Annotated in this window: 17 protein-coding genes and 2 pseudogenes; 7 read left to right on the top strand and 12 right to left on the bottom strand. The window is 63.4% G+C overall.

Annotation, left to right across the window (positions count from 1 at the left end):
• A pseudogene (locus MKK55_RS11325) lies at positions 1-141 on the top strand (IS630 family transposase); the annotation flags it as partial.
• Here MKK55_RS11325 and MKK55_RS11320 read toward each other — a convergent pair.
• Positions 124-849: a hypothetical protein gene (locus MKK55_RS11320; protein ID WP_243934752.1), complete on the bottom strand. Its 726-nt coding sequence runs from the start codon at positions 847-849 to the stop codon at positions 124-126. The pseudogene MKK55_RS11325 and the gene MKK55_RS11320 sit on opposite strands and share 18 nt — an antisense overlap.
• The gene (locus tag MKK55_RS11315) at positions 846-2,966 is read right to left on the bottom strand and encodes a phage tail tape measure protein (protein WP_243934750.1); all 2,121 of its coding nucleotides are present in this window, start codon (positions 2,964-2,966) and stop codon (positions 846-848) included. Before MKK55_RS11315 ends, MKK55_RS11320 begins: the two co-directional genes overlap by 4 nt.
• 355 nt (positions 2,967-3,321) lie before the next feature.
• On the opposite strand from MKK55_RS11315, the gene MKK55_RS11310 reads away from it, so the two are divergent.
• A complete protein-coding gene (locus tag MKK55_RS11310) occupies positions 3,322-4,014 on the top strand; it encodes a recombinase family protein (protein WP_243934748.1) in 693 nt (230 codons plus the stop codon).
• 393 nt (positions 4,015-4,407) lie between these two features.
• Here MKK55_RS11310 and MKK55_RS11305 read toward each other — a convergent pair whose 3' ends face one another.
• Genes MKK55_RS11305 through MKK55_RS11295 form a run of 3 tightly spaced genes read right to left on the bottom strand, consistent with a single transcriptional unit; the run spans position 4,408 to position 5,485 of the window.
• Positions 4,408-4,863 (bottom strand): hypothetical protein, encoded by a 456-nt coding sequence (locus tag MKK55_RS11305; RefSeq protein ID WP_243934746.1) that lies wholly within the window; start codon positions 4,861-4,863, stop codon positions 4,408-4,410.
• Entirely contained in the window at positions 4,860-5,294 is a 435-nt protein-coding gene (locus tag MKK55_RS11300) for a hypothetical protein (protein ID WP_243934745.1), read from the bottom strand. Before MKK55_RS11300 ends, MKK55_RS11305 begins: the two co-directional genes overlap by 4 nt.
• Positions 5,291-5,485, bottom strand: a complete 195-nt coding sequence (locus tag MKK55_RS11295; protein ID WP_243934743.1) for a hypothetical protein — start codon at positions 5,483-5,485, stop codon at positions 5,291-5,293. Before MKK55_RS11295 ends, MKK55_RS11300 begins: the two co-directional genes overlap by 4 nt.
• 575 nt (positions 5,486-6,060) lie before the next feature.
• Between MKK55_RS11295 and MKK55_RS11290 the strand changes: the two genes are divergently transcribed.
• Entirely contained in the window at positions 6,061-7,137 is a 1,077-nt protein-coding gene (locus tag MKK55_RS11290; protein ID WP_243934742.1) for a CBS domain-containing protein, read from the top strand.
• A gap of 338 nt (positions 7,138-7,475) precedes the next feature.
• On the opposite strand, the gene MKK55_RS11285 is transcribed toward MKK55_RS11290, so the two are convergent.
• The 6 genes from MKK55_RS11285 to MKK55_RS11260 form a co-directional block, all read right to left on the bottom strand.
• A complete protein-coding gene (locus tag MKK55_RS11285; RefSeq protein WP_243934741.1) occupies positions 7,476-8,297 on the bottom strand; it encodes an energy transducer TonB in 822 nt (273 codons plus the stop codon).
• The gene (gene exbD / locus MKK55_RS11280) at positions 8,294-8,758 is read right to left on the bottom strand and encodes a TonB system transport protein ExbD (protein ID WP_243934740.1); all 465 of its coding nucleotides are present in this window, start codon (positions 8,756-8,758) and stop codon (positions 8,294-8,296) included. The genes MKK55_RS11285 and exbD overlap by 4 nt, the downstream gene beginning before the upstream one ends.
• Before the next feature lie 17 nt (positions 8,759-8,775).
• Positions 8,776-9,732, bottom strand: coding sequence for a tonB-system energizer ExbB (gene exbB, locus MKK55_RS11275; RefSeq protein ID WP_243934739.1), 957 nt, complete (start codon positions 9,730-9,732; stop codon positions 8,776-8,778).
• The gene (locus tag MKK55_RS11270; RefSeq protein WP_147841747.1) at positions 9,729-10,412 is read right to left on the bottom strand and encodes a Fe2+-dependent dioxygenase; all 684 of its coding nucleotides are present in this window, start codon (positions 10,410-10,412) and stop codon (positions 9,729-9,731) included. Before MKK55_RS11270 ends, exbB begins: the two co-directional genes overlap by 4 nt.
• 3 nt (positions 10,413-10,415) lie before the next feature.
• Positions 10,416-12,875, bottom strand: a complete 2,460-nt coding sequence (locus tag MKK55_RS11265) for a TonB-dependent receptor (RefSeq protein ID WP_243934738.1) — start codon at positions 12,873-12,875, stop codon at positions 10,416-10,418.
• A gap of 438 nt (positions 12,876-13,313) precedes the next feature.
• Positions 13,314-13,553: a hypothetical protein gene (locus tag MKK55_RS11260; RefSeq protein ID WP_147727275.1), complete on the bottom strand. Its 240-nt coding sequence runs from the start codon at positions 13,551-13,553 to the stop codon at positions 13,314-13,316.
• Positions 13,554-13,934: 381 nt separating this feature from the next.
• Here MKK55_RS11260 and MKK55_RS11255 point away from each other — a divergent pair.
• Together MKK55_RS11255 and MKK55_RS11250 are read left to right on the top strand one after the other, a co-directional pair.
• Positions 13,935-14,087: pseudogene (locus MKK55_RS11255) on the top strand (IS5/IS1182 family transposase); the annotation flags it as partial.
• A gap of 271 nt (positions 14,088-14,358) precedes the next feature.
• On the top strand, positions 14,359-17,259 hold the full coding sequence (locus MKK55_RS11250; RefSeq protein WP_243934736.1) for a M10 family metallopeptidase C-terminal domain-containing protein: 2,901 nt from the start codon (positions 14,359-14,361) through the stop codon (positions 17,257-17,259).
• A 419-nt stretch (positions 17,260-17,678) separates the two neighbouring features.
• Here MKK55_RS11250 and MKK55_RS11245 read toward each other — a convergent pair whose 3' ends face one another.
• On the bottom strand, positions 17,679-18,731 hold the full coding sequence (locus tag MKK55_RS11245; protein WP_243934734.1) for a ParB N-terminal domain-containing protein: 1,053 nt from the start codon (positions 18,729-18,731) through the stop codon (positions 17,679-17,681).
• 446 nt (positions 18,732-19,177) lie between these two features.
• Here MKK55_RS11245 and MKK55_RS11240 point away from each other — a divergent pair, with 446 nt between their 5' ends.
• Together MKK55_RS11240 and MKK55_RS11235 are read left to right on the top strand one after the other, a co-directional pair.
• A complete protein-coding gene (locus MKK55_RS11240) occupies positions 19,178-19,762 on the top strand; it encodes a hypothetical protein (protein ID WP_243934732.1) in 585 nt (194 codons plus the stop codon).
• Complete coding sequence (locus tag MKK55_RS11235; protein WP_243934730.1) at positions 19,755-20,000, top strand: hypothetical protein; 246 nt, start codon at positions 19,755-19,757, stop codon at positions 19,998-20,000. Before MKK55_RS11240 ends, MKK55_RS11235 begins: the two co-directional genes overlap by 8 nt.
• Positions 20,001-20,013: the final 13 nt, after the last annotated feature.

Raw genomic sequence — 20,013 nt, 5'->3', positions numbered from 1 at the left:
CTGATCGAGGTACAGGCCGCCATCAAACGCTTCATCGCCGAGAGCAACGGCAATCCGAAGCCGTTCGTCTGGACCGCCGACCCGGATCGCATCATCCAGGCCGCAAAGCGCGGGCACCAAGTGTTAGACTCGTACCACTAGAACCGCATCGTACCCGGCCTTCCCGGACTCAGTGCCGGCGATGGCGTCAAGCATGGCCGCCGACGCGACGCTGTTCTGCGGGTTTGAGTTAGCAGAGCCGCCACCAGCGCCGACTTCGCCACGAAGCGATCGAATATGTCCCCGCAGGCCTCGATTGATCTGCGAGCCGGTATTGGCCGGGTTTTGCGGATCGTCGGCATCGTAGCCCGCGTGTCCGTTTCGCTTGAGCCAGGAATTCCAGCCGGACGCCTGAACTTCGCCCTTCATTGCCGACAGCGAATACGTTCCGTTACCGTCGAGCGAAGTTTTCTTGATCAGATCGCGTGCTAGCTTGTCTTGTTGGTCTCGCAGGGCCTTGGTGTTTTGGTCGATGCTGTCCTTCAGCTTGTCGGTACGCGAGGGGGGATCAACCCAAGCACGCGGTTTGTCGTCGGACGCCTTGTCGTCGGTAGCTTCCTTTTTCGGACCGTACACCCTGTCAGCAAGGCCAGGATCGAGGAATTCCAGAACTCCCCGTCCGATGCCATTGGAAGCGTCCGAACCTTTGAGAATGCCGAACTTCTGCGCAATTTCAGCAAGGAAGCCGACGCCCATAAGCCGGCCGGCGAGAGCAAAGGCACCCGATCCGAGAGCGGCAGCACCAGCCGTACCAGGGGCGACGGGAGCAGCACCAGCGCCAACGGCACCAACGAGGCCGGCAGCCTTCATGATCCTCCACGCACCAAGCGCGGCTGTGGCGAGACCGGCCAGAGCCACGCCAATCCCTGTGATGATGGAGATCGCAGGGCCACAGACGATGAGGGCCGCCGAGAGCGCAATGAACGATCCAGCCCATTTGCCAAGCTCTGCCGCCGATGCGTTAGAACCGAGAAGACCGTGGCGACAGAACGGATCGCACCGGCGATTGCTGAGACGCCCTCGGTCAAACCTTTGGCAAAGTCTCTGATTTTCGGACCAAGATTGCCTAGATCGCCGCCAAAGATGTTTTGCAGCAATTCTTTCCAAGTCTTGACGCCCAGCGCATCCTCTATCCCATCCATGAACGAAGTGACATAGGACGTGATCTTGTCGTAATCGAACTTAGAGTTTAGGCGAAGGAAGTAGTCATTGATACTATCCAGGATATCCTCGAAGCCCCCACCGAAGGCAGACCAAAAACGACCGAAGATTGATTGCGTTGAGTTCCACTCTCCCTGAAGTGAAGCGTTCTTCTGTGCTGAAGCTTCGTCTAGGAAGTTGGCATTCTTCTTGTCGTGAATGGCGCTGTAGGTCGATTTGAGACCATCGAGACCATTCACGATTTGCAAGTCTTCGTCGGACCATTGATTTCCCGACAGGGCGCCGGCAATCGTTGTGCGGGTCTGAGCGTCGGCGGCCTTCAAGCCTTCCAGCACACGAAAGATTGTGCCGGTACTGTCGAACTGAAACTCTTTAGCCATGCTCTTCGCATTGCCGAAGCCGAGCTTTGATGCAGCGAAGTTGAGTTCTTGTGTTTCTTTCTTTCCCAAGAATTTGTTTGAACCGGAAGAGAGTTGTTTACCGAGTGTCGCGATGAACGTTCCAGCCTTGCCGGGTTGGATACCAACGGATTGGCCGCCGGAGACGAAGGCGGCCAAGTCTTCGGGTGACATGTTACCCATCGACAACACACCAAACCCACGCTTCATCCCTTCCACGATCTCAGGCGCTTGCGTCGGGTCTTCCCGTGCGGCCACTGCGATGGCGTTCAGCGCAGACTTGAGCTTGGCGGGTGTGGACGATGCGCCGTAGTTTCTGTCGATCAGACCTGCGAGCTTCGTCGTTTGCTTGAGATCGAGTTCCAAGGCCGACGTGGCGGCCATGATGCTTTTCGTGTTCTCGACAGGCCCCTTCAGACCGGCCTTCAAGACCTCACCGTACGCTTCGATCCCGCTAGCGACGGACAGGCCGTTTTTGATCGACTCATTATCGAGCCAACCGCTACGGGCCGCTTTGATTGATTCCCGGCTTTGTCCCGAAAAGATGCGCAGATTGGTTTCGGCCGTGTCCGTCTCCATACGGGTGCTGATGCCGCGACGAATGGCAAGACCGGCTCCGGCTGTTGCCACGGCAGACATCGCGCCAGCACCGCGAACGGCCCGGCCGACACCCTCGCGTACATCACCAGCACCCTGGCGGATGTTGCCAAGGCCACGGCTCCGGGATGCCTCTCTGTCTTGGCGCTCCCGGTCGTGTCGACGGTCTTCGGAGGCCTGGACTCGTGCGTTCTCACGGATCGAGCGGGCGGCATCACGGCTGGTAGCGCGTTCCTCGGAAGCGCGTTGTCGAGCCATCCGGGCGATGAAGGCTTGCTCCTTGGTGAAGGCTTTCTCCCGGTTGGATCGGTTGCGCTCTACATCGCGGGCAGCCTGAGCCTCTTCCTTGGCTCTCTGGCGTGCGAGGCGGCCGACGACATCGAACTGACGACGAAGCGCGGACTCTTTGGCGCGTTGTTCCCGGCCAATGGCGGCGACGACTTGCGACTCTTCCCTGCGGCGTTGGGTGCGCATCCGCTCCTGAAACGCGAAGCGCTGGCGTAACGCGCGTTCCTTCTCTCGGGCTTCGGCCTTGATCGCACGGGCGACGGCGGCTGCATCACGGTCCGGCCGTGACGACGTGGAGCCGGTGGAGCTTCCTTTGCCAGAATTGGACGATGACACGGCTCCGCTGGCGGCCTGTCGAGCGAGCGCGGTGATTGATTTGAGCTTTGTTTCGAGCTTGGAAATCGACGCCGTGAGTTGGCTGACGACTTCCTCGCCCGTAGCCTGTACATCGAGGCCGATCTTGAGTTCTAGGTTCTCGGTCATGGTTCTATAGTAAAGTAAATCCGAGATGAATCTTTGATACACCCGGGATTGATTTGGAAAAAGGCGAAAGGTTCTAAGCGGTAAAGGCGAGCGGATTTTTGAATAGAGTATATGTTGGTCGTCTCACCCCATCCCCTACTACTCACAAAAAACGTCGCCCTATAAATTCTGGCACGCATCTTGCCCGGACGTGGGTTTTGATCTCAGTCCGACATGGGGGTGCATCGATTTCGCGTCGCAATGCGCTGGGATGCTTGGAAGAAACCTTCCAGACAGGCAAAACAGCGCTTGCCTAACAACTCCAAACGCACGTATGATCTTGTTATCAGGAGCGGTCGTGAGCGTCCGAGTCGTCATGAGCAGCACCAGCAACACCCTTCGCCCGCTCATCGCCTACGTACGGGTCTCGACGGACCGTCAGGGCAAAAGCGGCTTGGGGCTTGAAGCTCAGCGTTCGGCCATCGAGGCGTTCGCCACGGCCAACGGCTATGAGATTGTCCGCGAGTTTCAGGAGGTAGAGACGGCCAAGGGCGCGGACGCACTGGACCGTCGCCCGCAACTCGCCGCTGCCCTCGCTCAAGCCCGCAAGCTGAAGTGTGCAGTCGTGGTGTCCAAGCTGGACCGACTGTCGCGCGACGTGGCCTTCGTCGCCGGCCTCATGGCTCAACGCGTGCCGTTCATCGTCACTGAGCTAGGCCCCGACGCCGATCCGTTCATGTTGCACGTCTATGCGGCATTGGCCGAAAAGGAACGGGCAATGATCTCGGCCCGCACCAAGGCAGCGCTTCAGGCGAAGAAAGCCCAAGGTGCCCTGCTAGGAAACCGGACGAACCTGTCGGATGCCTCCGCCAAGGGCGCGGCCTCGAACAAGGTGGGTGCGGATCAGTTCGCGTCCAACGTTATCCCGGTGATCGAGGCCATCCGGCGCCAGGGCATCACGTCGTTGGAGAACATCGCGGCTGAGTTGAACGCTAGGAACGTCCAAACGGCGCGCGGCGGCACCTGGGCGGCGATGCAAGTATCCCGCATTTTGAAGCGGGCGGCTTGAACCGGGATCACCGGGGGACCATCTGAAGTAGAGGGCGTCGGCCGGCACCCTCCTAGGCAGCATCCGACCGACGCAAGCTCCCGTCCATGAGGATTGGGGGCTTTTCTTTTGCCTAAACGATTGTAAGGGAAATACAATTAGGCTTTTTGGGTTGTAGTGAGGATCGAGCCGGCTGATTGTTACGCTATCCCGAGCCGTAACGGATCATCGTTGGATCACAGATCCTAGATGTGATCATGTAATTCGATGAGGTCGTGGCGATGTATCGTCCTACCCCGTATTACTGGTAAAGAGTCTTTTTTTGCCATGAGATTGTGAGGCTGAAGCTGATCGGCGGCCTCGCTAACCGAACACCGACCACCATGGCATTGCTTCGATCACCCGCGCTAACACCTAGTCGTCCTCAACCACGCCATCATCACCAGCGGCGTAAATCTCGGCGGGAGTCGGCTTCCTGCGGTGCTTCGGCGCGTGCGGCACCGGAACCGGGGAAGATACGCCATGGACGGGATCGGCGGCGACAGGCGTCTCGACGGCGGCGAGCAAGGCCTGAACGACAGCGGGATCGATCACAACGTTGGCAGGCAGCTTTTCCAGGGCAGTGACGATCCTGCCGGCGAAATCGACGGCGACCAAGCCCTCACCGCAGGCCGGGCAGCTACATCTTGCGGACGCACGGGCGGCCTCGGCAGCGGCAACGGCGGCACGGCTGGCAGCTTCGTTGGAGGCGTAGAGCGAAGCACGGGCGGCACGGGCCTCGACACGCCCATCTGCATCGTAGTCGGTGCGGTCGGCCTTGGCGCGGCGTTCCTTCCAGCCACGGCTAAGGTTGGGAGCGAAGTTGTTCATCGGATTTCCAAATTAATTCCAGCCTTTAGGGCGTATTCACGGGCAAGTTCCGGGTTCTCACGGAACAGGATCATCGCGTCAGATAGATTTTGAGTTTTCGCCAGAAACGGATTAACCAGTCTCACGTTTCTGGTTTCAGCCATGTGTACATCGGGATCGGTTCGCTCGATTTCGTCTAAAACTTCATTGACGCTCATGTAGGCCCCATCAGCCTTGCCAATACGGTAAGATCCGTGTTCGTCCACGGCTACAATCTGACCGTTTTCGTTCGTGGTGATACGCGGCACGACCATGGCTTCGACGGCGGCCGGGTCGGCAAAAGAGCGCTTCGCAACGGCGGATCGGACGGCTTCTGAGCGTCGGGAGGCGGCGAGTTCGGCCTTAGCCTCCGCGAGCTCTCGCTTAAGGGCGGCGATGTCAGGGTTGGTCACTGAGCTTGATCCTTGGCGGACGACTTAACGTAAAGGCGATTGAGGTATTCGAGGATGACGCTCCGGGCGAACTGCGATGCGGCAAGACCCTTCACCTTGGATATAGCTTTCAGATCCTCGTATTGTTCTGCTGGCATGAGCAGGCGTACTTCGACCGGCGGTGACATGGCGTTCATGTTCCTGCGTGTCATCGGGACACCTCCCGGAGAACGTTGTGCGGCTTTGTCACCGTGGCGATAAGCTGAGAACGGATATGCGCGGCGAGCGGTAGGTTATGTGCTTCAGCCTGAGCGCGTAGTGCATCTATCAGCGCTGAAGGCAGCCTGATGTTAAACGGTTCCATGTTTGGGAATACCCTAGAGAAATACGTCGAAAACCCGCTTATCGAGTGATAGCAGGTTCGGCCGGATAAAAATGTGATATGGTAGTCCATCTGTACTACAGATTTGGCGTTCTGTCAACCTATCGTCCCAATCGCTTGTCATAGCTCGCTACGTTTGACCGTACCTATTATGCTCGTTCGATAGAAATGGCAATTTATAGAAAAAGATTATTGAAAACCAAAATATAACTCACAGATATATTTCAGTATGTCTCACGTATTCTATCGTAGAAATCTCGTCAAACGCGCGCTCCAACGATGCATTCTAGCAACACTCTCAAGTTGTGTGCAGAAAACCTTAGGCTACCTCTTTACTGATTCGATGGGGCGCCTCCATCATGCTTGCCAGTAGATTGATCGCTAAATTTCGATAGGATGTTAATCGTGACGGAAGAGGCGCTATCAGACATCGAAGAACTAAACAGCGTTTATGCTGATCTTACGGAAGGTAGGACCGCAAAACCGGTGACAATCAGAAATTTTCTTTGGTGGTTTGGGGCGCAGCGACGAACAGAGAATAATGTCCGATACATAAATGACCAGCTAGCTATGGTTGGGATTAGAACTATACCTGATTATCAGGGCGTCTGGGTCGAGACGCCTATAACGTTTGAGCTTATTGCTGACCATCAAGAAGATGAATCCGAGCTCGAAATCGTTGAGGTTGTGCCGTCACCGGGAATACCAGCTGAAGAGCAGGTTTTGGCATCCGACGCGCCAGCCGTTGATCCATCATACACCATCGGGGAAATCTCGTCGGCGAATAACGTTCCTGTAAAAGTCGCGCCGAATGCAACCTTAAGCGAGGCTACAACGCTTATGCTCTCAAGAAACTTTTCTCAGCTTCCGGTCATGACAAATGAGCGTGACGTCAAAGGAGTGATCAGCTGGGAGTCGATTGGATTAAGAACCTCAATGAACATGTCTGGCCCAGACGTTCAGAGTTACATGGAAAGTCCGCAGGAAATACCTGCATCCGCATCACTTTTTGCTGCTATCAATACAATTGTCGAACATAATTATGTTCTGATAAGGGCTCCGGATCGAAGAATAACGGGCATAGTTACAGCGACAGATATTGCCTTACAGTTTGAGGAGATCAGTACCCCATTCCTCTTGATCGCAGAAATTGAGAAGAACATACGTATTATAATCGATAAAAAACTTACAGTTGCGGATATTCGAGGGGCTTGCGCCGTAGAACATTTGCCAGAGAGTTTTGAAACTGCTGCGGACCTGACTTTTGGAAATTACGTCAGAATTTTCGAAAACACCGCCTGTTTTACGAAATTATGTCTTGGCCTCAACAAAGAAACATTCACAGCAGACCTGACCGAAATCAACGCCGTTAGAAATGACGTTATGCACTTTAATCCAGACCCGCTCACATCGCAGGATCTCAAGAGCTTGAGAAATATGGCTTCTTTATTAAATAAACTTCGCAGAATTGGTGTGTTCTAGTAGTATATCCGAATACAGATGATAAATCTTGATGATCGTGGTGACATCGAAACCAGCTTCGTCCGTATCGGCTTTTTTCACCGCTTGATCCGGGGTACAGTACCGGGGTACATTTGGGCAACGGTCGATCGCTAAGTCATTGAGTTCATTGAGTCTCGGCCCCGATTTGGCGAGTCCTTTCCTGGGCACCAATCCTAAACAGCCGTTAAGATCGAACAGCGTTTAGGTTCGCATCCCGTACCCGGAGACCCGGGGCGGGATTTTTGCGTTTCAGCACCCCTGCGCGCTGGGATCGGGCCGCGCGATCTCCGGTGTCGTCGGCACGGGGCGCGGCCGTCTCACTTGCCCTTCGGCTTGGCGCGAAACACCACCGGGATCGTGAAGGTCAGCCCCTCGTCCGCGACGAGCGGCGGTGGCGGCGGAACCGGATCGGATCGGTGCATCATCGTCAGGGCGGCCTGATCGAGCGCGCCGTCGCCGGACCCCTTCAGCACCGTCGCCGAGACCACGTGGCCGACGCGGTCGAGGAGGAAGCTCACGAGCACCTCGCCGGTCGGATGCGTGGCGCCGCCCGGGTAGCGCTTGTGCCGGTCGAGATGGGCCATGAGCTGCTTCTGCCACGTGGTGCGGACGCGGCGGGCGCTCTCGCCGGTGCCGAGGACGGGCGCGGTCGCGATCGCAGCCTCCTTGACCGTCTCGGAGGTCGGCGCGGCGGCGGCCTCGGACGCGACCGACTCCGCCGACGGGCGGGTCTCGGCGACCTTGACCTTGCTCTCGTCCTCCTGCGGCTTGAGGGTCGCCTCCGGCGAGACGATCCGGTCGGAATCCTCCGTCTCGGTCGGCACGGCCTTCGGCAGCTCGGTCGGGTCGTCGACGGCCTTCTGCTGGACGACGGCCGGCGAGGCGGCCGCGTCGTCGGCTTCCGGCCCGGGCGGCAGGTCCGAGGGCTCGCGCCGCGGCGCCGTCATCTCCAGGCCGACCTCCAAGGCGGCGGCGCCGAGGTCGTCGGCCTCGTCTGGCTCCGCGGAGCCGAGCGCGAGCAGGCCGCCGCCGGCATGCAGCGCGAGCACGAACGCGCCCGCGGCCAACCAGAGCGGCCAGCCGAGGCGCGCCGTGCCGGAAGCCCCGAGGGCGTGTGCTCTGCCGATCCTGCCCCTCATGGCGCCCGTGGCGCCGGCCCCGACCCCGACGCATCCGCGGGCGGACCTTCGAGCGCGACGAGCGCGACCTTGAGGTAGCCGCCGGCGCGGAGAATCTCGAGGACGTCCATCATCTCGCCGTAGGGGACCGCGCGGTCCGCGCGCAGGAAGATGCGCCGTTCCCGGCTCGGATCGGCCTGCGCGTCGAGGGCCTGCGCGAGGTCCACGCGCCGCACCGGCGTCTCGCCGATCGCGACCGCGAGGTCGGCCTTGATCGTCACGTAGGTCGGCTTGTCCGGTCGCTTCTGCGGAACCGCGCTGGAGGAGGGGAGGTCGATCGGCAGGTCGACCGTCGAGAGCGGTGCCGCGATCATGAAGATGATCAGCAGCACGAGCATCACGTCGATGAACGGCGTCACGTTGATCTCGTGCGCCTCGCCGAACTCGTCGCCGTCCTCGTCGCCACCGAGTGAGATCGCCATGGTTCAGGGCCCCCCGCTCACTCGGCCGCCTGCGCCAGCGGCGCATGGCGCCCGACCTCGCCGCGCTCGAGTTCGCGCGACAGCAGCCGCATCGCCGTGCCGGAGCCGCGCTGGACCAGGTCGCCGTAGCTCCGGGTCGCCCGGGCGAAGTGGTTGTAGATGATCACCGCAGGGATCGCGGCGGCGAGGCCGATGGCGGTGGCCAGCAGCGCCTCCGCGATGCCGGGCGCGACCACCGCGAGGTTCGTGGTCTGCGCCCGCGAGATCCCGATGAAGCTGTTCATGATGCCCCAGACGGTGCCGAACAGGCCGACGAAGGGCGAGATCGCGCCGATCGTGGCGAGCGCGCCCATGCCGCGGCGGGCGAGGCGGCCTTCCGCCTTCACCAGCTCGGAGCAGCGCGAGACCGCCCGCTCCTTGATGCCCTCCGCATGGCCCTTGGAGATCCGCACCTCGTTCGCGACCGTGCCGACGAGGCGGTCGAGGATCGTGCCGCCCCCGCCGAGCGCCCGCTCGGCCTCGGCCAGCGACCCGGTCTCGGCGACGCGGCCGAGCGCCCGCAAGAGGCTTCGGCGGGCGAGGCCGAGCTCGATCGTCTTCGCCACGAGGATCGTCCAGGTGACGACCGAGGCGAGCGCCAGCCCGCTCATCACCACCTTCACCAGGATGTCGGCGTTCAGGAACATCGACCACGGCGACAGCTCGTGGCCGCCGGGGGCCGAGGCGGAAATCGCCCTTCGCGGGCCCGGCTCCGGCGCCGGCGGCGCTTCGGCAGCCAGCGGCGCACGGGCAGGGCCGCCGACCTCGACCTCGGTCGGCCGCGCGGGCTTCGCCGGCGCGGGTGCGGCCGGCGCGGCGATCGCCGGCGGCGGGACGGCGCCCGTCTGCTGCGCCTGCGCCGGCGCCAGCCAGAGCAGGGGGGCGAGGGCGATCGCGCGGATCGCGGATCGCCGGCGGGGTCGATGATCGGTCATGTCTCGGCCCAGGTCCGGATCAGGTTGTGGTAGATGCCCGTGAGCCGCACCACCTCGGCGTGGTCGCGGCCCAGCTCCCCGACGAGCCCCTGAATGGAGGTGTCGAGGTCGTAGATCAGGCTGCGCGCCTGCGGGCTGCGGATCATGCTCTGCAGCCAGAAGAACGAGGCGACCCGCGTGCCCCGCGTCACCGGCGTGACCATGTGGAGGCTCGATGCCGGGTAGAGCACGAGGTCGCCCGCCGGCAGCTTCACCTCCTGCGAGCCGTAGTAATCCTCCGCGATGAGCTCGCCGCCGTCGTAGGTGTCAGGCTCGGCGAGGAAGAGCGTGACCGAGAGATCGGTGCGGATGCGCAGGCCCGTCATCGGGTCGCCGCGCACGGCGTTGTCGACGTGCACGCCGAAATGGTGCCCCTCGCCGTAGCGGTTGAACAGCGGCGGGAAGATGTGCAGCGGAATCGCGGCCGAGACGAAGAGCGGGTTGGCCAGGAGCGCGCCGACGATGCGCTCGCCGAGGCGCCGCGCGACCGCGCCGTTGGGCGGCAGCTGCTCGTTGCGCTTGACCAGGGCGGACTGCGAGCCGGCCGTGGACCGGCCGTCCTCCCACTCCGCCGCGTCCATGATCGCGCGGAACTCCGCGACCTCGGCCTTGCTCAGCACCTCGGGAATGCAGACCAGCATCGCTCAGAACCGCGTCTGCGCGATCAGCGAGATGGTGCGGCCGGGCTGAAGCTGCGTGAACGGCACGTTGCTCTGGTACAGCGCGTCGTAGATGCGCCGGTCCGTGAGGTTGGCGCCGTAGAGCTTCACCGTCAGGTTCTCGTTCACCTTCGCCTCGAGGAAGGCGTCGAAGCGCCAGTACGAGGGCAGGACGTTGGCGTTGGCCGCCAGCGTGCCGCCGGCCACCCGCGAGTTGTTGACCACCTGCGCGCCGACCTCGAACATCGGGGACAGCTGGTACTTCGCCAGCATGCTGAAGGAGCGGTTGGCGATGTTGGCCAGCCGGCTGCCGACGTTCTGCGGGATCGCGGACTGCGTCACCCGCGTGTCCATGATGACGTAGCCGCCGAACAGGCTGAGCCGGTCGCTGACCCTGCCGGCCAGCTCGAGGTCGAGGCCGCGCACCCGGTACGCGCCGGTCGCCGAGATCACCGCGTTGGTGCCGCTGCCGATCGTCTCGCGCGCATTGTCCTTGACGGTGTTGAACAGGGCCGCGGTGGCGAGCAGGCGGCGGTCGAACAGCTCGGACTTGACCCCGATCTCGTCGGCCGTGTTCTGCTCCGGCGCCAGGATCTGGTTGCCGGCGAAGGCGGGATTGAGGCCGCCGTAGAGGGAGCTCGACGCGTCGAGCTCCGCGCCGACCGGGTTCGACGAGGTCGCGTGCGCGGCGTAGACGCTCACGGTCGAGGTCGGCTTCAGGGTCAGCCCGATGTTGTAGTTCAGGTTTCCGGAATGGGCCGACACCGAGCTGGTGTCGTTCGACGAGGTGATCGCGTAGTCGTCGAAGCGCACCCCGCCGTTGAGCAGCACGAGATCGCTGAAGTTCATCGTCTCGATCAGGTATCCGGCCTTCGTGTCGACCGGGATGACCGTCGGGTTGCCGGCCTTGGTCGGCCGGGTCGAGAACGGCAGCGTGTTGGGCGGGATGAGGATGTTGATGCCTCGAAGCGTCCCGTTGCCGCTGAAGTTGCCCGAGAACAATTCCGAGGTCAGGCCTGTATAGCCCTGGCGGCTCACCTCCTCGCGGCTGAACTCGGTGCCGAGGACCAGGGTGTGCTTGATCGGGCCGGTGTCGAAGCGGAAGGTCGCGTCGGAGATGTCGGCCGTGACGTCGACCGTCTGGTAGCGGCTCTGCGGGTTGAGGCTGAGCGTCGTGCCGTAGAGGTTGCGGTTGGCCGGGATCACCGGGGCCTCCGGCAGCGTGCCGACGTAGTCGAGCACCGAGTGCGCGGCCCGGAACCGGTTGCTGAGCGTGACCCATTCGGTCGGCGACCATTCCGCGGTCAGCGTCCCGGTATCCTGCTGGACGTGCTGGAAATCGCGGTTGATCAACCCGTAATAGGTGTCGCGCGGCACGATGCTTTCGGTGAAGGGCCGCCGCGACAGGGCGTTGAAGGGCACGCCGAAATCGGGCAGCCCGTTCAGGTCGGTGTGGACGTAGTTGGCGGTGAACTTCCAGTCGTCGGCCGGCTTCAGCGTCACGGCGAGCGCCGCGCCGTCGCGGTCGTCGGTCACGAACCGGCGCCCGGCGACGCCGGATTCCTGGTACAGGCCTCCGATGCGGACCGCGAGCGCCGGGCTGATCACCTGGTTGAAGTCGAGCGTGACGCGGCCGCGGCTGTCGCTGCCGACCTGGCTTTCGGTGTTGTAGAAGTCCCCTGCCGTGGTGGCCTGCTTGGTGACGACGTTCACCGCGCCGCCCGCCGTGCCGCGGCCGGCGAAGGACGAGGCCGGGCCGCGCAGGATCTCGACCTGCTCGGTGAAGAAGTTCTCGCGCACGCTGACCGACGGGTCGCGGATGCCGTCGATGAACACGTCGTTGCGCGCATCGAAGCCGCGGATGAAGAAGCGGTCGCCGAAGGCGTTGCCGCCCTCGCCGGAACCGAGCGTCACGCCGGCGGTGGTCCGCAGGATGTCGCGGAAGCTGGTCGCGTTCTTGTCGTCGATCACCTCCCGCGTGACGACGGTGATCGACTTCGGCGTGTCGAGGATCGGCTGCGTGAAGCGGTTCGAGGACAGGCGGTCGGCCTTGTAGGGCGCGGCCGGGTCCGCATACGGATTGCCGCTGATGTCGCCCCGGGCCAGGATCGGCAGGCCGGCGCCGGTCGCGGCGGCGCCGATTGCGGGCGCCGCGACCGGAGGTGCCGCCACACGACGGGCCCGCACCGCACGGCGCAGGGCCGTGCGTGCCTTGACCTGGGTCGGGCCGGGCTTCGGAGCGGGCGGGCGCTGCCGCGTGATCGGGGCGTCGATGTTCAGGGGCGGCAGGGCGGATGCAGGCCCCTGCTGCGCCTCGGCGCTGCCGACCGAGCCGACCGCGACGGCGCAGGCGACGCCGATGACGCCCTTCTGCTCCTTGAGCGTCGCGTAACGCCCATCGGCAGCAGGACGCAGCGACTTTGGAATACGAGATGAGCTCTGCACGATCTTCCGACCCCCCGGCACCCGCAGCGCCAGTCGTCGGGCGATGCGATGGCCTCAAAGGGCTCGGGAAAGATCTTCCGTCAACGAACGAATGTTGGAACAGAACCAAACTATGGCTGATTTCCGAGGCCGAACGACGATCATCGGCCCGATCGGAGATCGGAACTATTCCAGGTTGACGGATGGGATGCCGACGAGTTCCCCGGAATGACTATTCCCGGCAGGCCGTTGGGTCCGATTTCTGAATTGGAATAGGTCCAAGGCATCGCTAAGACCTTTTCGTCCCGCCCCGCGTGTTGCTGGGGAGACACAATTCACACCGATCGCGTCGCGGCTCGGATTAAAGCGCGCCCATCGCGGGCGCCGCCGCGTCCGGCGGGCGTCGACGCGGCGCGGTCCGTCCTGCCTGCGCCGGTGATTCCGGATCGCAGGACCCGTTCAATCCTGGCTCGGCGGCTTCATCAGCGAGAACAGCTCGTCGATCGCGTGGAGCGCGGTCGCTCGCACGTGGCCCTCGTCCTCCGCCCCGGTGATCCGGATGCCGCTCACCACGGCGCGGATCTCGTCGCGAAAATCCGAGAGGAAGCCGACCGGGTAGCGGTTCTCGCTCGCCATCCGGGCGATGACGCCGGTGAGCAGGATCTGCAGCCCGAGAACCCGGCCGTTGAGTTCGTCCATCGTCGTCCCCCGTCCCAGGCACGCGCTGCGCCATCCGGGCGCCGGATCGCCGAGCGATCCATCCGGACGGTCGCGAATGCGACGTGCACGGTCCGACCTATCCCAAAAGCGGGACGCCTCTGGAAGCGGCATCGTCACGTGGGTGCGGACGTGCGGACCGTCCGGCATCGTGGGCATGACGCCAGCTACCGCTTCGACGACCGACGCCGCGGACGGGGTCGAGAGCACGGGCCGTGGCGCGCAGCCGCATCGGCGCCTAGGGGCGCTCCGTGTGCGCGTCAGCCGATAACCGCTCGCCCTTTCGAACGGCGTGCCGGCGACGATGCGGTGGCGGCGCAGGGCGCGTGGCATGGCGAGGCGTTCGCGATTGCGACGAGCCGTGAGAGGCGCGGTCGCCCCCGCTGGGTCGTGGAGCGGACCCATGCCGGGTTCGACCGCTTCCGTCGCCTGCCCGTCCGCTACAAGCGACGCGCCGACATCCACGACGCCTTCACTGCCCTCGCCGCAAGCCTCATGACCCGCAACCAGATCTGACGGGTCTGTTAGGCGCTTCAAGATCGGCATAATTTCTTATGTAAAGATCGAAGCAGATATACGGTCTTATTGCCTTCGTTCTGTGGATATTTTCAGTATTAACTCGATGTAAGGACTGCGCGCCGGCGCAACGGGCGCGAGCCGCAAAAGTACGATCTGCGAAGAATCGAGCAAGGCTGTTAACGGCTTGTTCGAACCTCGGAAAATAAACCTGACGGCATCGCGCGCCGGATCTGCGATCGGCGGACGCGCGCATATCGGGGGGCGAAGCATGGCCGAGCAGACCACGGGCATCTGGTATTTTGGCAATCCGGTGATCGACAGCCTGAACGTCGGGCGAGCCTGGATCGGATCGGACCTGACCTACAGTTTCGCCTACAGCGACATCAACGGCAACGGCGTCCCGGACATGGACGAGGGCGACTGGAAGCCATTCTATCGCGAGATCATCGCAAATATCGAAAGCTTCACCGCCTTGCGCTTCACCGAGGTCGCATGGGACGGCAATCTGAGCTTCAGGCTCGAGGAAGGCGGCGGCGGCGAATCGGTGCTGCCGTGGGTGGGCGTGACCAGCGCCGACAGCGTCATCGGCATCAACGCCAATGTGGCCGGATCGGCCGCGGCGGTGCGGCTGGGCACCTACTCGGAAACATGGTTCCACGAGACCGGCCATGCCCTGGGCCTCAAGCACACTCACGACCTCGATTTCGGAAATGTCTTGGATGGCGCGACCTGGGCGGGCGATCCCGGCAGGCATCAGCTGAATTCTCAGCTGTACTCTGTGATGACCTACACCTCGCCATTCCTGGGCGAGGACAACCCGTTCACGCCCTGGGTCGATTACGGAACGCCGCTCAACGCTCAGCCCGGCTCTTATGCCGCGATCGACATCGCCGCGCTGCAGGCCATGTACGGCCGGTCCGAAAACGCCACCGGCGACACCGTCTATCGCTTCGGCGACGACGTCGACTTCAACCACGGATATACGACGATCTGGGATACCGGCGGCATCGACTCGATCGCGTACGTCGGCGACGTCCGTTCCAAGATCGATCTGCGCGCCGCGACGCTGAAGGAGGAGATCGGCGGCGGCGGCTGGGTGAGCACGTCCGAGACGTTCACCGGCGGCTTCACCATCGCCAACGGCGTCACGATCGAGAATGCGGTCGGCGGCCACGCGGCCGACATCCTGATCGGCAACGATATCGCCAACCGGCTCGATGGCGGCGCCGGCGACGACAAGCTGACCGGCAATGGCGGCGACGACGCGCTCGTCGGCGGCACGGGCTTCGACACGGCGGTGTACGCGGGCAACCGCGCGGATTACACCGTGATCTGGAATCCCGCCGCGTTGAACGCCGGCTTCTCGATCCGCGGCGCGGCGACCGGCACGGATACGCTCAACGGCATCGAGATGCTGTCGTTCGACGACGGCACGATCGCGGTCGCCGACCTGATGGCTGCGTTGCGCGCGCGCGGAGGCGTCGGGCAGCAGGAAACCGTCATTCCGGCCGTGCTGGCCGCCGACATCCACGGCGCCTTCACCGCCACCGCCCAGGCCCGGTTCGACGATCCCGCCGGCGGCACGTGGCAGCGCGTGTTCGACTTCGGCAACGGCCCCGGGCAGGACAACGTGTTCCTGGGCCAGCGCGCCGACAGCACCGACATGATGTTCGCGATCTGGCGCGACGGCCGGCCCTACAGCATCACCGCCGCGAACGCGATCGTTGCGGGCGAGACGGCGACGTGGAAGGTCGCGGTCGACGACGGCGGCACGATGCTCCTGTCGAAGAACGGCACGCTGGTGGCGCAGGGTCAAGGTGTCGTCCCCGCCGACGTCGCGCGCGCCAGCGAACTGGTCGGCAAATCCAACTGGGGCTGGGACACGCCGCTGATCGGCAAGGTGCTCGACGTCACCGTGGCCCAGAATCCGGCGGACATCCATGGCGCCTTCGTGGCGGACGTCGTCGCCCGGTTCGACGATCCGGCCGGCGGCGCGTGGCAGCGCGTGTTCGACTTCGGCAACGGCCCCGAGCGGGACAACGTGTTCCTGGGCCAGCGCGCCGACAGCACCGACATGGTGTTCTCGATCTGGCGCGACGGCGAGGATCACAGGATCACCGCCAAGGACGCGATCGTCGCCGGGCAGGACGCGCACTGGACGACGAGCGTCGACGAGACCGGCGTGATGAAGCTCTATAAGGACGGCGTCCTGCTCGCCGAAGGGCACGGGGTCGTTCCCGCCGATGTCGTGCGCACCAGCGAGTTGGTCGGCAAGTCCAACTGGGCGAGTGATGCGCCGCTGCTCGGCAGTGCCGGCAAGGTCGACGTCCATGCCTACAGCGAACTGAATCATGCCGAAGGCGCTTTCTCGGTCAGCGCCGAGGCGCGCTTCGATGATCTCGGACACGGCTGGTACCAGCGGATCTTCGACACCGGCAGCGGCGCGGACACGAACAACATCTGGATGGGCCAGGTCGGGAACGGCGCCGACATGGCGTTCGAGATCATCGAGGACGGCATCAAGCACCGGCTGGTCGCCAAGCATGCGATCACCCAGAGCGAAACCGCGCTGTGGCAGGCGAGCGTCGACGAGGGCGGCGTCATGCGCATCTACAAGGACGGCGTGCTGCTCACGCAGGGCGAGGGCGCGGTGCCGTCGGACGTGGTGCGGGGCTACAGCCTGATCGGCGCGTCCAACTATGCCAGCGATACCCCTTTGGTCGGCAGCGTGAACCATCTCGAGGTCCAGGCCCACAACGCAATTCCCGAGATCCACGGCGCGTTCGACGCCTACGCGACCGTACGCTTCGACGACCTCGATGCGGGCGGCTTCCAGCGCGTGTTCGACACCGGCAACGGCGCGGGGACGGACAACATCTGGCTGGGGCAGGTCGGGCAGTCCGACACCATGGCGTTCGAGATCTTCGACAAGGGCGTCGCACACCGGATCGCCGCCGCGGACGCGATCGTCGAGGGAGAGACGGCGACCTGGCACGCCGGCGTGGACAGCCACGGCCTGATGCAACTGTTCAAGAACGGTACGCTGCTGGCACAGGGGCAGGGCGAGGTGCCGGACGACGTGGCTCGCGCCAGCGATCTCGTCGGCGCCTCGAACTGGGCGAACGACGCCCATCTGAAGGGAATCGTCCACGACCTGTTCTTCGTCTGACGCCGCGACCGAGGAGCCCTCGTTCCGAACCCGCGCGCATCCGATCTCGATCGGATGGGCGCGTATCGCATGCGTCCCGCTCGTTCCGTGCCGATGCGGAGGTGCAGGTGGATCCCATCCCTTCGATCGCCCGGATTCGAAGGATGTGCATCGCGGCGCACGTGACGATGGCGGGGCGTGCGAGCGGCATTCGGCGGCTTGGTACCGTCGGCCCGTTGTCGATTCTCCGGCGCAGGCGTTCGGTCGCCGGGCAACGCGAGCGGCCCCGGACGGCATTGTCGTGCCTCCGCCGTGGCTCGATCACGACGTCGGCAGGCAGGATCGCGCTCGACCCGTCACACGCCGCCCGCGCGCGCGAACTGTGGCCGGGTCGCAGGGGGGCCGACGTGGCGAGGCGGTCTCAACGCGATGCACCGCGCTCAGAGGTTGACGACCTCGAGCTTGGGGCGCGGCGCGTCCCAGCGCACGGGCCGATGCTCGCGCGTGACCGGCATCAGGGCCGACAGCTCGACCGCGATCACCTCGGCCATTCTCTGCACGAGGTCGCTTCCGGTGGCCGAGCCGTCGTCGCAGCGGGCCTGCAGGCGCGCGAGATCGATCTGGTCGAACGCGTCGAACAGGGCGAGGCCGCCGTCGCGCCAGTCCTGATGCCGGTCGATCGCCGCGCACAGGGCCTTGATCATGCGGGCATTCAGCATCCCGGGCTTGTTGTTGCCGGTCTCGATCACGCATTGCAGGGCGGTGATGACGGTGTTCTGGCCGTGCCGCTTGATGCATTGCTTGATCGCGCCGACCGCCATGGTCTGGCCGGCGGCCTGCTTGCTGATCGGCAGCGGATAGCGGAGCAGCGTGGCGTCCGCCCGGGCGCAGACGTCGGCGACCTGGACGGCCCAGGTCTCGCCGGCGACCAGGGCGGCGGCGTGGACCGCGACGCGGGCGATCGGCGTGGTGACGCAGTTGATCGCCTTGAACGCCGCCGCCTGCTGCTCACGCGCGGCGATCACGATCTGGCAGGGCACCTCGTCGTACCCGACGAGCAGCGCCGCCGTGGTGCGATGCTGCCCGTCGATGATCGCGAAGCGGCCGCCTTCGACGGGGGAGACGACCACGGGGGTGAAGCAGCACCACGAGAACATGCTGGCAATGCGTTCGACGTTCCTGCGACCCACACCGATGATCGGGCGCTGGTAGCTCGGGTCGATCGTCAGCGCGCTGATCTTCAACCATTGCAGCATCGGCGCCACCCCGGCGTCGACGTGACTGGGACGCGTGAACCCATCGGTAGAGATCGTATGCATGGCCTGCCCTCGAACGAATTCTCGCCTGTCGCGATCGATATCCCGGCTCCTGCCGGCTGCGATGTTTCCCTCGATCGTGTCCTGCAGCGGATCCGCGATGCTGATTTCAGGCGACGAAGTGACCAGTCGGTTCTGATCGCGCTTCGAAGCCCGTCCACGACCCGGATCGAGCATTTTGCCGTTTATTGATTTCTGCCAAATTGTATTTGACGAAAAACTGTATCCATTAGGAGAAAATGTCAATGTTAACCTATATTAAACCAGACGTTGCGTTTGGGGCGGCCTTATAGTGGATTTTTGCCAGTTTCCAGGACACCTGCTGCGGATGGTCCGGTGCCTCGGATGGGGCCGAGATGCCATCGTCGTCCGTCGATGATGTTCGGATTTTTGTGCTGGACGATCGCCCGATGGCTGCAAACAGCGCTGCCGAATTGCTGAGATCGTCATCGTCCGTGCGGGATTTTGATTTAATATCCATTGGAGCATCATATATTAGATTACATAAATTAGAAATTTGATTGATATCTTCTTTCTAGGCTGTGATATGCATGCGATAGCTCAGAGAAAGTGAGCGTAGAATGGGATTTCGGCCGGGATATTCAGCATTCGTAGTCGATGTTATGAAGCCGGATGAGGCGGAGTGGAGCTTTGTCCCTCTCCTCGACACGCTTCCCGGGAGGCTCACTGGCAACGACCAACGCCTGATTGGTCTTGAGAAACCCGACATCGAGTGCGCCGCGCTCGACGCGTCATCGGTTTACTGTTTTGAGGCGCGATTTAGCGTTTTGCACAGGATTCTTGCGTCGATCGGTCAGATCCTCGCCCCACAACTGGAGGTCGACGGCGACCGTCTGGCGCGGGGGAACCCCGCCATTCTGCCCGTCTCGCGTCGCGTGGGCGTTTCCTTCGCATTCGGCGAATGGGTCCGAGCCGCGTCCGATCTCGCGGGCAGGCTCGGAAACGCGGCCGAGCGTACTCCGGTGCGGGCGGACTCACCGACCGATCGATCGAGTACCGCCTCAGGCGTCGACACGACCGATCCAGTGCCCTGCCACGTCGTCATCGCGGACCGGGTGGCTGCGAGCGACAAGCCGGCGGATCCCAAGGGTATTGCGGGCCATGCCTGGCTCGCCCAACCCTTCGCGAGCCGTGCCGTCAGGCCCTTCGCCGCGATGGCCGGCCGGGAGCGGCGGCGCCATGGCTGAAGCGAAGCCCTGGCTGCCCGCGAGCGGGCGCTACCGCCTCGAGATCCTGTCGCGCGGCGCTCGCCTCTACCATCCGCAGGACCACCAGATTCGAGCCCTGGCCAAGCGCGGGCTGATCGAGCCCTTGCCGGAGGCCGACCCCGCCGGTGCCTGCCGCTGGACGATCACCGAGGCCGGGCTGGCCGCGCTGATGGGATTCGTGCCCGCAAGCAAGATGGGGCCGTCGGGCAACGGCTGATGCTCCGCGAGCT

The sequence above is a fragment of the Methylobacterium sp. J-059 genome, assembly GCF_022829485.1.
GTDB lineage: Bacteria > Pseudomonadota > Alphaproteobacteria > Rhizobiales > Beijerinckiaceae > Methylobacterium.
Note: the sequence above shows the minus strand (reverse complement) of the source record. Positions and strands in the feature narration are given on the sequence as shown.